Annotated in this window: 11 protein-coding genes; 8 read left to right on the forward strand and 3 right to left on the reverse strand. The window is 38.0% G+C overall.

Going from position 1 to position 14,587, the window contains the following annotated elements; translation table 11 throughout:
* Positions 1-65 precede the first annotated feature (65 nt).
* Positions 66-1,247, forward strand: coding sequence for a sugar transporter (locus HMPREF1128_RS03305; RefSeq protein ID WP_035530227.1), 1,182 nt, complete (start codon positions 66-68; stop codon positions 1,245-1,247).
* A 39-nt stretch (positions 1,248-1,286) separates the two neighbouring features.
* On the opposite strand, the gene HMPREF1128_RS03310 is transcribed toward HMPREF1128_RS03305, so the two are convergent.
* Together HMPREF1128_RS03310 and HMPREF1128_RS03315 are read right to left on the reverse strand one after the other, a co-directional pair.
* The gene (locus tag HMPREF1128_RS03310; RefSeq protein ID WP_007524190.1) at positions 1,287-3,008 is read right to left on the reverse strand and encodes a DUF3413 domain-containing protein; all 1,722 of its coding nucleotides are present in this window, start codon (positions 3,006-3,008) and stop codon (positions 1,287-1,289) included.
* 9 nt (positions 3,009-3,017) lie between these two features.
* Positions 3,018-3,245: a YejL family protein gene (locus HMPREF1128_RS03315; protein ID WP_007525198.1), complete on the reverse strand. Its 228-nt coding sequence runs from the start codon at positions 3,243-3,245 to the stop codon at positions 3,018-3,020.
* Between the two features lie 194 nt (positions 3,246-3,439).
* Between HMPREF1128_RS03315 and HMPREF1128_RS03320 the strand changes: the two genes are divergently transcribed.
* The 5 genes from HMPREF1128_RS03320 to HMPREF1128_RS03340 all read left to right on the forward strand — a co-directional run bounded on the left by HMPREF1128_RS03320 (position 3,440) and on the right by HMPREF1128_RS03340 (position 11,594).
* Complete coding sequence (locus HMPREF1128_RS03320) at positions 3,440-3,874, forward strand: MarR family winged helix-turn-helix transcriptional regulator (RefSeq protein WP_155819761.1); 435 nt, start codon at positions 3,440-3,442, stop codon at positions 3,872-3,874.
* A gap of 166 nt (positions 3,875-4,040) precedes the next feature.
* On the forward strand, positions 4,041-5,237 hold the full coding sequence (locus tag HMPREF1128_RS03325) for an efflux RND transporter periplasmic adaptor subunit (protein ID WP_007525533.1): 1,197 nt from the start codon (positions 4,041-4,043) through the stop codon (positions 5,235-5,237).
* Positions 5,238-5,249: 12 nt separating this feature from the next.
* Complete coding sequence (locus tag HMPREF1128_RS03330; RefSeq protein WP_007525315.1) at positions 5,250-8,372, forward strand: efflux RND transporter permease subunit; 3,123 nt, start codon at positions 5,250-5,252, stop codon at positions 8,370-8,372.
* Positions 8,373-8,549: 177 nt separating this feature from the next.
* Complete coding sequence (gene glmU / locus HMPREF1128_RS03335) at positions 8,550-9,917, forward strand: bifunctional UDP-N-acetylglucosamine diphosphorylase/glucosamine-1-phosphate N-acetyltransferase GlmU (protein WP_007524110.1); 1,368 nt, start codon at positions 8,550-8,552, stop codon at positions 9,915-9,917.
* A gap of 165 nt (positions 9,918-10,082) precedes the next feature.
* A complete protein-coding gene (locus HMPREF1128_RS03340) occupies positions 10,083-11,594 on the forward strand; it encodes a glycosyltransferase family 9 protein (protein WP_231287862.1) in 1,512 nt (503 codons plus the stop codon).
* Between the two features lie 35 nt (positions 11,595-11,629).
* On the opposite strand, the gene msrB is transcribed toward HMPREF1128_RS03340, so the two are convergent.
* The gene (gene msrB, locus HMPREF1128_RS03345) at positions 11,630-12,025 is read right to left on the reverse strand and encodes a peptide-methionine (R)-S-oxide reductase MsrB (protein ID WP_007524291.1); all 396 of its coding nucleotides are present in this window, start codon (positions 12,023-12,025) and stop codon (positions 11,630-11,632) included.
* Positions 12,026-12,272: 247 nt separating this feature from the next.
* On the opposite strand from msrB, the gene gap reads away from it, so the two are divergent.
* Both gap and HMPREF1128_RS03355 read left to right on the forward strand, forming a co-directional pair.
* Positions 12,273-13,277 (forward strand): type I glyceraldehyde-3-phosphate dehydrogenase, encoded by a 1,005-nt coding sequence (gap, locus tag HMPREF1128_RS03350; RefSeq protein ID WP_007524544.1) that lies wholly within the window; start codon positions 12,273-12,275, stop codon positions 13,275-13,277.
* Positions 13,278-13,473: 196 nt separating this feature from the next.
* Positions 13,474-14,526 (forward strand): rod shape-determining protein, encoded by a 1,053-nt coding sequence (locus HMPREF1128_RS03355; RefSeq protein ID WP_007524330.1) that lies wholly within the window; start codon positions 13,474-13,476, stop codon positions 14,524-14,526.
* The last annotated feature ends 61 nt before the right edge of the window (positions 14,527-14,587 follow it).

Genomic DNA, 14,587 nt, shown 5'->3' on the forward strand with positions numbered 1-14,587 from the left:
TTTTGCAAAAGAATGAGAAAATTTGACCGCTTGTTTTTTTACAACAAAAGGAACAAATAATAATGATGATTTCAAGAACAGAGTATCGGCGCCTTGCGCTATTACGGGTGTTAGCTTTTTCGCTTTCTGCTTTTATTTTTAATACCACAGAATTTATTCCTGTGGCATTACTTTCAGATATTGCGCAGAGCTTTGAAATGGAAACATCAACCGTAGGGTTGATGATTACCGTTTATGCTTGGGTAGTCTTTTTAGCTTCTTTACCGTTGATGTTATTTTCAGCAAAAATAGAACGTAAAAAACTGTTAATGCTACTGTTTACGGTATTTATTATCAGCCATGGCTTATCCATTATTGCTTGGAATTTTGAGGTTCTGTTGATCTCACGTATTGGCATTGCGTTAGCTCATGCCCTATTTTGGTCGATTACAGCTTCTTTAGTGATTCGTGTTGCACCTAAAGATAAGAAACAGCAAGCATTAGGTTTATTAGCTTTAGGAAGTTCATTGGCAATGATTCTTGGTTTGCCGCTAGGCAGAATGATTGGACAAGCGTTAGATTGGCGTTCTACTTTCGCAGTAATTGCAGTGATTGCTTGTGTAATTATGTTGGTGATGTGGAAATTATTACCGCACTTACCGAGCCAAAATGCAGGTTCATTGAGTAGTTTACCGGTTCTAATAAAACGCCCGATGCTAATAGGTATTTATTTAACGACTGTCATAGCGATTTCAGGACATTTTACGGGGTATAGCTATATTGAGCCATTTATCGTTAAAATCAGCCAAGTTAGTGCAGAAACCGGAACAGCCATTTTATTAGTTTTTGGTTTAGCTGGCGTAATGGCTAGTTTCATTTTTGGACGTTTATATAAACGCATGCCAAATAAATTTCTTATGGGATGCCTTGGGCTAATTATTTTAATGCAATTTAGCTTATTGCCATTTAGTGAACATATTTCTGTGATTTTTGTTGTCGTTTTCTTATGGGGAATGGGTATTACGGGGCTTAGTATTGCCTTGCAGATGAAAGTATTGGAATTAGCACCAGATGCTACAGATGTGGCAACCGCGATTTATTCTGGTATTTATAATATGGGAATCGGTGGCGGCGCGCTTATTGGAAGCCTTGTGATTCAACATCTTAGTTTGGCTCAAGTAGGCAATGTTGGTGGTGCATTTGTTTTAGTCGCATTGCTTTGGCTGGGCTTCCTTTTTATGCGATTTGCTAGCAATCAGAAAAACTAATTTAGCTATAAAAAATATGCCCTCAAATGAGGGCGTATTTTATTTCTCAATAAATTGATTACTTTGTTTAATCAGCTGTAAGAAGATTGGAAGTGGAGGGCGCTCCACTTTTTCTTTCTCACCTTGTGCATTAAATTTCTCAAATTTGCCTTTACGATTAAGATGATATTGTTCTCCATCTGGCAGTATTGCAACATTCCAATCTAAATTAGTCGCTAAAATAAATACACGTTCGTTTGCTTCACTTAAATCAACACCTTGTGCATAGGATTTAATTGGTGTAGTGACTCCAAAGAATTGACGTAAGATCGTCGGCATAAAATCAAGGTGGCTAGAAAGTTGATGGTATTTTTTCGCATCACCTTGCCAATAAACAATAAATGGCACTCGAATATGCGCTTGGCTAAAGTCATTTTTAAGTTGCTCTGATGGTGCTAAGTCAGAGGTAATCACTACTAGGGTGTTTTTTAACGTGCCTTGTTCAGCTAATTCTTGCCAAATTTGGTTGAATAATTTTTGGTCTAAATCAGTTAGGTTTTCAGAGGCCGTGAGTTCTAAATAGCTAAGGAACGGTTTTGTGATATCTCTTTGCACAAACCATTTATACCAAGCATTCAGCGTGTTTTCATTCCCTGTTGTTTTGGGAAGCTTGAATTCTTTTAGCATTGCACGTTGATAAATTGGTGCTTTAAAGCTGTTATAAGAGAACAATCCAAATTGATATTGTTCTTTCTGGAATACCTCAATAAGAGGTGAGGCCGTTTTTTCGCTTAATACAGAATCAAGATATTTACCACTTAGGCTGTAGAATAAGCCAAGCGTACTGGCAGTTGGGTTATCTGCAGCCGCATAATGATTAGCAAATTCATGCGAGTTTAAGCTAATCGCTTTTAATGATGGCATGAGCTGCGTATTGACCTTTTCAGGTGCTAATCCACTAATATTGACTAATAACAGATTGACTTTCGCTGATTTCGTTACCTCTATTGCTTGTTTTGGATAATTCAAATAGAAACTATCAACTCGCCCCATGTTCTCAGCTTGTTGTTCTAGTTCTTCAATATCAATTAGCCCATGTTTTTCCAAGAAACTACGTGCGGTCATTGGGTAAGAAAGCGGATAATTTGCTTTTTGTGACGCAATTGGGCGGTTTAGGTTAGTATCGGCCCATGCATAAATTAAGTGAGTCGCAACAAAGCAACTTAAGAAAAAGCTCGCAACATATTTCCCCCAAGTTTGGCGATTAAAACTACGTAGTTTCTGCCAACACCAACGGGAGTAAAGCATTTCCATTAACAAAATAAGTGGCATGGGAACAAAAAGTAGCTGCCATTGGCGTGCTAGTTCGCCGTTATCTGGATTGACTAATAAATCCCAAACTAAAGGAGAAAGATGGAGATAGAATTGTTTGAAAACTTCGGTATCAAGTAGTAATAATGTTTGCCCGAATGTGGCAAAGATTACCGAAAATGCACGAAAACCACGGACATTTTTGATCACAAAACTCAGTGGAAAAAGAAGTAGCAAGTAAAAGGCAAAAACAACGAAGCTGAAATGGCCAAATAAACTAATAAAGAAATAAAGTTTGCCAGAAAGGGTATTGGGCCAATCGGCATTAAAGGCATAACGAGAAGCAATTAAAATCGCCAGAATAATATTAAATAGTGCAAACCAATGCCCCCATGAAATACGGTTAGCAGTTTCTTCACGGTATTGGCGGGTATTGGCAGGCAGAGTAGCTTCTTTCAGGCGATTTAACATAGCTTTAAATTATTGTTTGGTTGGCGCGAGTGCGTTTTGAAGCGTATTTCCGAACGCTTGAGCTAAACGCTCACGTTGCACTTCATCTTTAGCATTATTACGAATAATGTTCGTCACTAAATTACCTAATGCCATTAACGCAAGATCATTCGGTGCTTTATGTTGTTCAAGAACAATAAAAAGATCTTGGATTAAATTATCAAGTTGTTCGCTTTTATATTTGGATTGAATTGCCATAGGGATTCCTCTAAAAATTGGCGTGATAGTAACATAAATTGGAGAAAAAATAGAGGGCAGAAAGGGCAAAAAAATGGAAAAGCGGATCGAAAAAAGTAAAAAATCCAGTTGAATATAGTCTGTTATTTTACTAAAATGCCTACCATTAGTAAAATTTCAGACTATTGGTTGGAGGATAAAAACGCATGGTAAGGATGGAACAGTTAGGACATTCCATTACATATATCAAACAAATGTACACCCTTTGGGCAAAAAATGAAGGGCTAGATAACGTCCATGTATTATGGATTCTTTGTAGCCTTTTACGACATCCACATCATAGTCAACAAGAAATTTGCACAGATTTTTTTATTCCAAAACAAACATTATCGCCAATTTGTAAGAATTTATTAAAAGAGGGCATTATTGAGCCCGCTGCAGTTTGTTTAGATAAAAGAGAAAAACGAATTCAGTTAACTGAAAAGGGTAGAGCATTTGCTGAACCTATGATGGCACGTTTAAACATGCTAGAAAATAAAGTGTTTACTCGTTTAGGAGAGGAAAAAAGCGAGGTATTGATTACATTAACTCGCCAATTAAGTGAATTCTTAGGTGAAGAAATTCTAAGCGACATTGATGCTGCCAAATAAATTTGCAAAAGTTTGAGAAAATTAAACCGCTTGTTTTCTAGTTTAGGCATAGCCTATTTATCACAACTTTAAGAAGTAGAATGTTTTGCTTCAGTATTAAATAAAACATGATTGCTTTGTTAAAAAGCGATGAATGTTAAAAGTTTATTAGTCTTACGGAGAATCTATGACAACAGATAATAAAAAAACCTCCACAGGTAGAAAAGTACTGATTGTAATCACTTTGATTATTGTATTAGTCCTTTTTGCTGGTGTGACAGGAATGCAAAAATTTATCTCATTTAAAAAGAGTGAAGCGGCAGCCAATATGCCTGAAAAGGTTAGTCAAGTTACTGCAATGACGGTGAAAACACGTGAATGGACACCGCAAATTGCTGCAGTAGGTTATATTCGCCCTAATCAAGGTGCAATGTTAAGTGCACAAGCTTCTGGTACGGTTACGCGTGTAAATGTGAAATCAGGTCAACGTGTTAATAAAGGGGATTTATTAATAGAGTTAGACGATGCAGTTGAAGAAGCAACATTAAAAGCCGCGCAAGTTCAATTACCAAACGCGAAAGCAACACTTGATCGTTACCGTACTTTAGTGGCATCCAATAGTGCATCAAAAGCAGAATTAGACAATGCCCAATCAACTTACAATCAATTACTTGCGAACATTGAATCTCTAAAATCATCAATTGGTCGTCGTAAAATCTATGCCCCGTTTAGTGGTGTCGCAGGTATCGTGAATGTGAACTTAGGCCAATATATTGCTACAGGAACAGAAATTGTGCGTGTGGAAGACCAAAGTTCAATGAAAATTCGTTTTACTTTGCCACAAACTGATGTAGAGAAAATTGCGGTAGGTCAGAAAGTGACAGCAGAAATTGATGCACTTCCAGGTCAGACATTCCCTGCAAATATCATTGCGATTGATCCTGCTGTTGATCGTAATACTGGTTTAATTAACCTTGAAGCAGTCATTACTGAAGGTGGGGAAAAATTGCTTTCAGGTATGTTCGCTCGTTTAAACGTGGCATTACCGACTAAACAAGAACAAATTGTGGTGCCTCAAATTGCAGTTACATACACCATGTATGGTGAAACCTTATATGTATTGCAACCACTTTCAGATGAAGATAAAAATAAATTATCGGCACAAAATCCTGATAAAGATTTAAGCAAGATGTATCGTGCAAAACAAACGGAAGTGAAGACTTTAGATCGTAATGGCATTTATGCCTTATTATCAAAAGGTGTGAAAGCTGGAGACTTAATTGTTACTGGCGGTTTCCAACGTTTAGAAAATCATGCATTAGTCGAAGTTTCTGATCAAGAAGCGGTAGGGGTTATTCAACCGGCTAAAGATTCAAAACTTTAATTGGGGTTTTTAATGAAATTTACTGATATTTTTATTAAACGACCGATTTTGGCGATATGTATTAGCTTGCTGATTACGATTCTTGGCTTGCAATCTATCAACAAATTACAGGTGCGGGAATATCCAGAGATGACGGTTTCTATCGTTACCGTTAGTGTTAACTATTCGGGGGCTGATGCTAGCCTTATGCAGGCATTGGTTACCTCTCAACTAGAGGAAGCTGTCGCGCAAGCGGATAACATTGACTATGTAACTTCTTCAAGTAGTCCAAGTACTTCAAGAGTAACCATTAAGATGAAGCTGAACACTAACCCTCAAATGGCGTTAGCTGATATTTCAGCTAAAGTAAATGCGATTCGTGCGAAATTACCAAGTGGTATTGATGATCCATCAATTAGTGTTTCATCTGGTTCAAACGATGCGTTGATGTATATTCGCTTTGTTTCTGATGAGTTAAGTACGCCACAAATTACAGACTATATTGACCGTGTTGTAAAACCGCAATTCTTTACGGTTAACGGCGTTTCTAGCGTAGAGGTTTTTGGTGCTTCAACCTTTGGTTTACGAATTTGGTTAGATCCAGAAAAAATGGCAGGGAATAACCTTTCTGGTGCTACAGTTTTATCTGCTTTAAGCGCGAATAACTTGAGTACAGCAGCTGGTAGCGCAAATGGTTATTACACGGTTTATAAAAACAAAGTGGAATCAACTACGCCTTCTGTTGCTGAATTAGAAAATGTAACGATTTCGACAACATCAGATGGTCGTACTATCAAATTAAAAGATATTGCAACAGTTGAATTAGATAAATATCAAGATGCCTCACGAGCAGTAGCTGATGGTAAAGATGCGGTGGTATTAGCGGTTTCAGCAGCAACAACTGCAAACTCACTAACTGTTGCAAAAGATATTTACCCAACCTTTAAGCAAATTCAACGGAACTTACCGGATTCGCTTAATGGGGAAATTATGTATGATAAAACCATTGCAATTGATAGTTCAATTAAAGAGGTTTATAAAACAATTATAGAAGCAACGGTTATCGTATTAGTGGTGATTATCCTCTTCTTAGGCTCATTACGCGCGATGATCGTGCCAGTTGTGACGATTCCAATTTCATTGATTGGGGTATTATTCTTCTTACAAATGTTCGGCTTCTCAATTAACTTGCTGACGCTATTAGCCTTGATTCTTGCTATCGGCTTGGTGGTGGATGATGCGATCGTTGTGCTAGAGAACGTAGAACGCCATGTAAAAGAAGGAAAATCGCCATTCGATGCGGCAATTATTGGGACACGTGAAATTGCAATTCCCGTTATTTCAATGACCATTACTTTGGCGGCAGTATATTCACCGATGGCATTGATGGAAGGCGTGACTGGCTCACTGTTTAAAGAGTTTGCACTTACGCTTGCGGGTGCGGTATTTATTTCAGGGATTGCTGCATTAACGCTTTCGCCAATGATGTCTAGCCGAGTATTAAAAGCACACAGTGAAGAACATGAAAGTGGTTTTGCTAAATGTGTTAATGGCATGCTAGATAAAATGACAAGCTGCTATACAAATATGTTAAGGGGCGTAATGGCAGTCCGTTGGTTTGTCGTTGTGTTTGCTATCGGTATTTTTGCAACGTTACCAACGTTATTAACATCTTTATCTAGTGAAGTTGCACCAACTGAAGACCGTGGTTTCATTGTTGGTATCGGAAATGGTCCATCTAATACAAACTTAGACTACACGCAACAAGCAACTGAGCAGTTCAATGAAAAAGTTAAAGCGCTTCCAGAAGTGGCAGCAATGATGACAGTTTCTGGTTTTAACGGTACCAACAGCGCGCTTTCAATTATTTCATTAAAAGATTGGAATGAGCGTGATCGTGAACGTGCCGCGATTGCTGCTGATGTCTCAAAAATTGCTAAACAAATTGTTGCGATGGATATCAATGCAATTTCGTTCCCAGAAATTTCAACTGGTGAAAACGGCTTACCGTTCTCATTAGTGATTACGACAGCGGATGATTACAATAAGTTAGCACAAGTTGCTGGTGATGTGTTAGCAAAAGCACAATCTTCAGGTCAATTTTTCTTTGCGAATTTAGACTTGAAATTTGATACGGTAACAATGAAATGGAAATTTGATCGCGAAAAAATGGGAAGTTATGGTATTACTATGCAACAGGTGAGCCGAACATTAGGCGCATATTTATCTGGTGCAATTATTACGCGTGTAGATATTGACTCTCGAGCTTATCCGATTGTTTCTCAAGCAATTCGAAAAGATCGCCTAAATCCAGAAGATTTAATGAAATTCTATGTGAATACCGCAAGTGGTGAAACGATTCCGCTTGGTTCGATCGTTACATTAGAATTAGCGACAGAACCAGCTTCATTAAATCGAATGAGCCAACTTAACTCGGCTACTATTAGCGGTGTTGTGTCAGGTTCAATTGGTGATGCAGTAAATTGGGCAAAAGCTGAATTAGATAGAACATTGCCACAAGGTTACCAATACGATTTTAGATCTGAAGCACGTCAATATGTTCAAGAAGGTAGTGCAATGGCAATGACTTTCGCTTTAGCGGTGGTGATTATCTATTTAGTGCTTGCAATTCAATTTGAATCTTGGCGCGATCCAATGGTAATTTTGGTTTCTGTACCGTTAGCTGTGAGTGGCGCATTGCTAGTATTAAATATTCTTGGTATTGGCAAAGTTGCTGGAGCCACCTTAAATATTTATTCACAGGTTGGTTTGGTAACGTTAGTTGGGTTAATTACGAAGCACGGTATTTTGATGTGTGAAGTAGCAAAAGAAGAGCAATTAAATCACGGATTATCGCGTTTTGATGCCATTGTTCATTCAGCAACTATTCGTTTACGTCCGATTCTAATGACAACAGCTGCGATGGTAGCGGGCTTAATTCCATTACTATTAGCTTCTGGCGCAGGTGCGATTGCCCGTTTTAGTATGGGGATGGTGATTGTGGCTGGTTTAAGTATCGGTACGCTCTTTACCTTATTCGTATTGCCAGTGATTTATACCTTCTTAGGAGAACGTCACAAACCATTACGTGAATTTGATGAAGAAAAATATGCGAAACCCGCACTAGAAAAAACAGATATTGAACAACAAGCATAATCTGTATTGACTGACAAGCGGTTAGATTTTTGCAAAAATTTGCAAGAAACTAACCGCTTTTTCTATTGTCAATTTCTGTTAAAATAGGCATATTTTGATGATTATGCACGCATCAGCTTGCTGATTTTCATTACAGCAAGTCGACTCTTTTAATTATTTTCAAACAAGGATATTCAAATGACCAAACCTTTAAGTGTGGTAATTCTAGCAGCAGGAAAAGGCACGCGTATGTATTCAGACTTACCAAAAGTCTTACATCCAATTGCGGGCAAACCTATGGTAAAACATGTTATTGATACGGTAAAACACCTTAATGCACGCCAAATCAATTTAATTTATGGCCATGGCGCTGATTTATTAAAAGAAAGATTAGCGGATGAGCCAGTTAATTGGGTTTTCCAAGCAGAACAATTAGGCACAGGTCATGCGATGCAACAAGCAGCGCCATTTTTTGCAGATGATGAAAATATTGTGATGCTTTATGGTGATGCACCGTTAATTCAGCAATCGACGCTTGAGCGTCTTATTGCGCAAAAACCAGAAAATGGTATTGCACTATTAACGGTTAAGTTAGACAACCCAACGGGTTATGGTCGTATTATCCGTGAAAATGGCTCGGTGGTTGCGATTGTTGAACAAAAAGATGCTTCGGCTGAACAGTTAAAAATCCAAGAAGTCAATACTGGCGTTATGGTAGCTAGCGGTGCAAGCTTCAAAAAATGGTTAGGCAATCTCAATAACAATAATGCGCAAGGCGAGTATTACATTACAGATGTGATTGCGATGGCAAATGAAGATGGATTCCAAGTACAAGCGGTGCAAGCTGATGAATTTATGGAAGTTGAAGGGGCAAATAACCGTCTTCAACTAGCGGCACTTGAGCGTTTCTATCAGAAAAAACAAGCGGAAAAATTATTGCTTGCTGGCGTAACTTTAATCGATCCAAGTCGTTTTGATGTACGTGGTACCGTTGAACATGGAAAAGATGTGTCTATTGACGTTAACGTAATCTTAGAAGGAGATGTTAAGCTAGGTAACAATGTTAAAATTGGTGCGGGTTGCGTCTTAAAAAATGTGACCGTAGGTGATAATGTAGAAATCAAACCATATTCTGTGTTAGAAGATGCAGTGATTGGTGAAAAATCTGCAATTGGTCCTTTCTCTCGCTTACGTCCTGGCACTCAATTAGCTGAAGGTGCGCATGTCGGTAACTTTGTTGAGATTAAAAACGCACAAGTAGGTAAAGGCTCTAAAGTGAATCACTTAACTTATGTTGGTGACGCTGAAGTTGGTAGCAATGTGAACATTGGTGCGGGTGTGATTACTTGTAACTACGATGGCGCAAATAAATTCAAAACTATTATTGGCGATGATGTGTTTGTTGGCTCAGATAGCCAATTAGTTGCACCAGTTGAGATTGCTAATGGTGCGACCATTGGTGCGGGTTCAACCATTACTAAAAATGTGGCTGAAGGCGAATTAGTGATTACACGTGTTGCACAAAAACATATTCAAGGTTGGCAGCGACCAACAAAGAAAAAATAATGTAAAACATATGATTTTGTTTTCATGAATAAATTAGCTCCGATTTAGGTTGGGGCTATTTTGTTGTTTGGGGTTCTAGCCCCTCAATGCTAGAATAAATTGACTATAATGGAATATAGGTAAGGCAATATGAAGAAGGCTTTGGTTATTGCAAATGAAGCTTTTATGGATAATTTTCTTCCAGATTGGAAAGCCCAATTTGAGTTTGAGTATTACAGTGAAAAAATGGGGCAGAAGCAGAGTTTACCTGCGATTCAACAGAACGCTTATGATGCGCTTTTTGTAGATGATGAAGGTCTAAGTTATGACGAAGACACCTTCTTTTGTTGGTTACGCGTGCTGAAAGAAGAGGGGATTTTAGCTTTAAAATCGAAAGCGGGTATTTCACCTTTGGCATTACATCAACCATTTAGTCAAGTTGTTAGCTATCAAGAAAATACTAATGTGAATGTTTGGCTTTATTTTAAAGACACCAAACGTTTAGGTAAGAGCTATATTGATATTTATGTTGATTTTAATAATGCTCTATTGCGAAATGATTTAATGAGTGCGCTAGAATCCTTAGAAAATATGGCACTATTGGATCCAGATTCTCCAGCTGCTTTTTTAGCAAAGGTGCAAACCTTGCAAAAAGCAGGAGTTACCAATCAAGAAGAAACGGTTTTTCAGCGTTATTTACGTTATAAGATAAATATTTCTGCTCATCTTTTCAATGTATGTAGTATTTTATTAGCTGGTAATTATCAAGAAGGGTTTAAAGCACGTGAGAAGCTTTTTGAGCTTGTTGAAGAACTATTTCCTGAACGTCGCAGCCCATTTCCACCAAAAGATGAATGGCTTAAAGAAAAGCGCTGGAAAGGAGAGTCTTTAGCTAATAAACATTTGGTCATTTGGAGTGAGTTTGGTTTGGGCGATGAGATTATGTTTGCTCAACTAGCGCATATGCTGAAATTGCAAGGCACTAAAAAAATTACATTAGTGGCACAAAAGCCAATAATTTCATTATTACAAACGCATCCAGATATTGATGAAGTCATTATTCGCGAGAATGCTAATGCCGAACTAACGCATTTCGACTATTGGGTTTATCCTCATGCAATTTTAGCTCATGTGACAATGCCTTTTCAGCTTCAGCCGAAAAGAATACCTTATCTATCTGCAATACCAGAGAAACAACCACTGTTTTGCAAAAAAATTATTAAAAATGACCGCTTGAAAGTAGGCGTGGTATGGCGAGGTGATCCGTCGCATGAAAATGATGCTAATCGTTCTATTCATGATTTGGGGCCGATAGAGAAATTATTTAATAGCGATAATGTTGATTTCTATTGTTTGCAAAAAGAACAAAATGAGGCTGAAAAAGATTTATTAGCACGTTATCAAGTGACGGATTTATCCGCTGATTTACATGATATGGCGGATACTGCTGCGGCAATTAGCCTGTTAGATTGTATTGTGACGGTAGATACATCAGTGGCACATGTGGCTGGCGCATTGAATAAGCCAACATTGTTGATGCTTTCTTATGTTGTTGATTGGCGTTGGGGAAGCTACCAGCGAGAGAATTTGTGGTATCCGAATATGGAATCTATTCGCTGGCGTGCGATGATTGAAGATTGGCATTATGTGATTGATGAAGTAAAGCAAGCTTTAGCTAAAATCTCAGCAAGTCGATAAAATCGAACAGGCGCTAAATCAGCGCCTGTTTTGCATTAACCATCAAATTCTTCGCCAGTTTCGTCCCATTTAAAATTCAGTGCGACGGAGTTTAAACAAAAACGTAAGCCAGTTGGAGGAGGGCCATCGTGAAAAACATGACCAAGATGAGAGTCACAATTACTACAACGAATTTCAACTCGATGACGACCTAAAGAGTAGTCGTCTAGATAACGTAGTGCTTCATCTGAAACGGCTTCATAAAAACTTGGCCAGCCGCATCCTGCATCAAATTTTGTATCAGAACGGAATAGTGCGGAATGGCAACGTGCGCAACGATAAGTTCCCACACGGTTTTCTTCTAAAAATTTACCCGTAAATGGCATTTCCGTGCCGTGGTTAATGAGAATTTCAACTTGTTCTTCCGTAAGTTCATCAATATCTTTAATCATTTTATCCTCTAAAATTTTACTTAAAAGATAGCTAAAAAGTTCCGAAAAGCAGAGATGTTTTTTACCTAAAAAGCGTTATTTTTATCAAATTTGACATGGATCATAAAAATAGAATCTGATATAGTGATTACGTTCTTTAGGCGTGTTTGCTGCATAAAAACATATGCTATAATGTAAGCATCTTTACAGAGATAGTCTTTCAAGTAAAGAACAATTTTGTTTAACTTTAATATAGGTGAAAAAATCTATGGCTATTAAAATTGGTATTAACGGCTTTGGTCGTATCGGTCGTATCGTATTCCGCGCAGCTCAACTTCGTGATGATATCGAAGTTGTAGGTATCAACGACTTAATCGATGTTGATTACATGGCTTACATGTTAAAATATGACTCAACTCATGGTCGTTTCGACGGTACTGTTGAAGTTAAAGATGGTAACTTAGTGGTAAACGGTAAAACAATCCGCGTAACTGCTGAGCGTGATCCTGCTAACTTAAAATGGAACGAAATCGATGTTGATATCGCTGTTGAAGCAACTGGTTTATTCTTAACAGACGAAACTGCTCGTAAACACATTACTGCAGGTGCGAAAAAAGTAGTTTTAACTGGTCCATCTAAAGACGCTACACCTATGTTTGTAAATGGTGTTAACTTTGATAAATATGCTGGTCAAGATATCGTTTCTAACGCTTCTTGTACTACAAACTGTTTAGCGCCATTAGCGAAAGTAATTCACAATAAATTCGGTATCAAAGATGGTTTAATGACAACTGTTCACGCAACAACTGCAACACAAAAAACTGTTGATGGTCCATCTGCAAAAGACTGGCGTGGTGGTCGTGGTGCATCACAAAACATCATTCCATCTTCAACAGGTGCAGCGAAAGCAGTAGGTAAAGTATTACCAGCATTAAACGGTAAATTAACTGGTATGGCATTCCGTGTACCTACACCAAACGTGTCAGTAGTTGACTTAACTGTAAATTTAGAAAAACCAGCTTCATATGAAGAAATTTGTGCAGAAATCAAACGTGCTTCAGAAAATGAAATGAAAGGCGTTTTAGGTTATACCGAAGATGCAGTAGTTTCAACTGACTTCAACGGTGCAACTGAAACTTCTGTATTTGATGCTGCAGCAGGTATCGCATTAACAGATACTTTCGTGAAATTAGTTTCTTGGTACGATAACGAAACCGGTTACTCTCACAAAGTATTAGATTTAGTTGCTCACGTTTATAACTACAAAGGTTAATTGCAACTTGCTATGAAAAACGCCACTCAATGAGTGGCGTTTTGTTTTGTTTAAAGTTAAATGGTTGAAAAACTTTGGCTAAATTAAATTAGTCATTGAAGTAGAGTGGGTTTTTTTGATATATTTATACGCAATTTTTTCACATCATTATTCATGCAAATGCATGAGCAAATTAGTTAATTGACGGATATTCAATATGTTTAAAAAATTTTTAGGATTGTTTTCTAACGATCTTTCAATCGATCTCGGTACAGCAAATACGCTAGTTTATGTAAAAGGACAAGGCATCGTACTTGATGAGCCATCTGTAGTGGCTGTCCGTCAAGATAGAATTGGTTTATCAAAAAGCATTGCGGCGGTTGGAACAAACGCTAAATTAATGTTAGGCCGTACCCCAAGAAGCATTACTGCAATCCGTCCAATGAAAGATGGTGTGATTGCGGATTTCTTCGTAACGGAAAAAATGTTACAACACTTTATTAAGCAAGTTCATACTAATAACTTTATGCGCCCAAGCCCACGCGTGTTAATTTGTGTGCCAGCTGGTGCAACGCAAGTTGAACGTCGCGCAATTAAAGAATCTGCAATGGGAGCAGGTGCGCGTGAGGTTTACCTTATTGAAGAACCTATGGCTGCAGCGATTGGTGCTGGTTTACCAGTACATGAAGCAACAGGTTCAATGGTGATTGATATCGGTGGTGGTACAACAGAAGTTGCAGTGTTATCATTAAATGGTATTGTTTACTCAACTTCAGTGCGTATTGGCGGTGATAAATTAGATGATGCAATTGTTGCGTATGTTCGTCGTCATTTTGGTTCAGCAATTGGTGAAGCAACTGCTGAACGTATCAAAAAAGAAATTGCATTAGCAACGATTCGCGATGAAGACGAAGTTAAAACTATGGATGTACATGGACATAATCTTGCAGAAGGTGCACCGCGTACATTTGAATTAAATTCAAGACATGTATTAGAAGCGATTGAGCAGCCATTAGATGGCATTGTTGGCGCAGTAAAATCTGTGCTAGAACAATGTCCTCCAGAATTGGCTGCAGATATTTTTGAACGTGGTATGGTGTTAACTGGCGGCGGTGCTTTATTACAAAATTTAGATATTTTACTTTCAGAAGCCACAGGTGTACCAGTAATTGTTGCAGATGAACCATTAACTTGTGTTGCAAGGGGTGGTGGTCAAGCATTAGATATGATTGACATGCATGGTGGAGATGTATTTAGTCCAGATGAATAATTTCGGCATCTAATCTAATAAATACTGAATGGATAATGGTTTTGCCATTATCCATTACCTT

Origin of the sequence: Haemophilus sputorum HK 2154, assembly GCF_000287615.1 — a bacterium.
GTDB classification, from domain to species: Bacteria; Pseudomonadota; Gammaproteobacteria; order Enterobacterales; family Pasteurellaceae; genus Haemophilus_A; species Haemophilus_A sputorum.

What these genes read in the sequence shown, in the direction of transcription:
- HMPREF1128_RS03305 (WP_035530227.1), top strand. Translation starts at nt 66, where the DNA reads ATGATTTCAAGAACAGAGTATCGGCGCCTTGCGCTATTACGGGTGTTA.
- HMPREF1128_RS03320 (WP_155819761.1), top strand. Translation starts at nt 3,440, where the DNA reads ATGGAACAGTTAGGACATTCCATTACATATATCAAACAAATGTACACC.
- HMPREF1128_RS03310 (WP_007524190.1), bottom strand. Translation starts at nt 3,008, where the DNA reads ATGTTAAATCGCCTGAAAGAAGCTACTCTGCCTGCCAATACCCGCCAA.
- HMPREF1128_RS03355 (WP_007524330.1), top strand. Translation starts at nt 13,474, where the DNA reads ATGTTTAAAAAATTTTTAGGATTGTTTTCTAACGATCTTTCAATCGAT.
- gap (WP_007524544.1), top strand. Translation starts at nt 12,273, where the DNA reads ATGGCTATTAAAATTGGTATTAACGGCTTTGGTCGTATCGGTCGTATC.
- HMPREF1128_RS03315 (WP_007525198.1), bottom strand. Translation starts at nt 3,245, where the DNA reads ATGGCAATTCAATCCAAATATAAAAGCGAACAACTTGATAATTTAATC.
- HMPREF1128_RS03330 (WP_007525315.1), top strand. Translation starts at nt 5,250, where the DNA reads ATGAAATTTACTGATATTTTTATTAAACGACCGATTTTGGCGATATGT.
- glmU (WP_007524110.1), top strand. Translation starts at nt 8,550, where the DNA reads ATGACCAAACCTTTAAGTGTGGTAATTCTAGCAGCAGGAAAAGGCACG.
- msrB (WP_007524291.1), bottom strand. Translation starts at nt 12,025, where the DNA reads ATGATTAAAGATATTGATGAACTTACGGAAGAACAAGTTGAAATTCTC.
- HMPREF1128_RS03340 (WP_231287862.1), top strand. Translation starts at nt 10,083, where the DNA reads ATGGATAATTTTCTTCCAGATTGGAAAGCCCAATTTGAGTTTGAGTAT.
- HMPREF1128_RS03325 (WP_007525533.1), top strand. Translation starts at nt 4,041, where the DNA reads ATGACAACAGATAATAAAAAAACCTCCACAGGTAGAAAAGTACTGATT.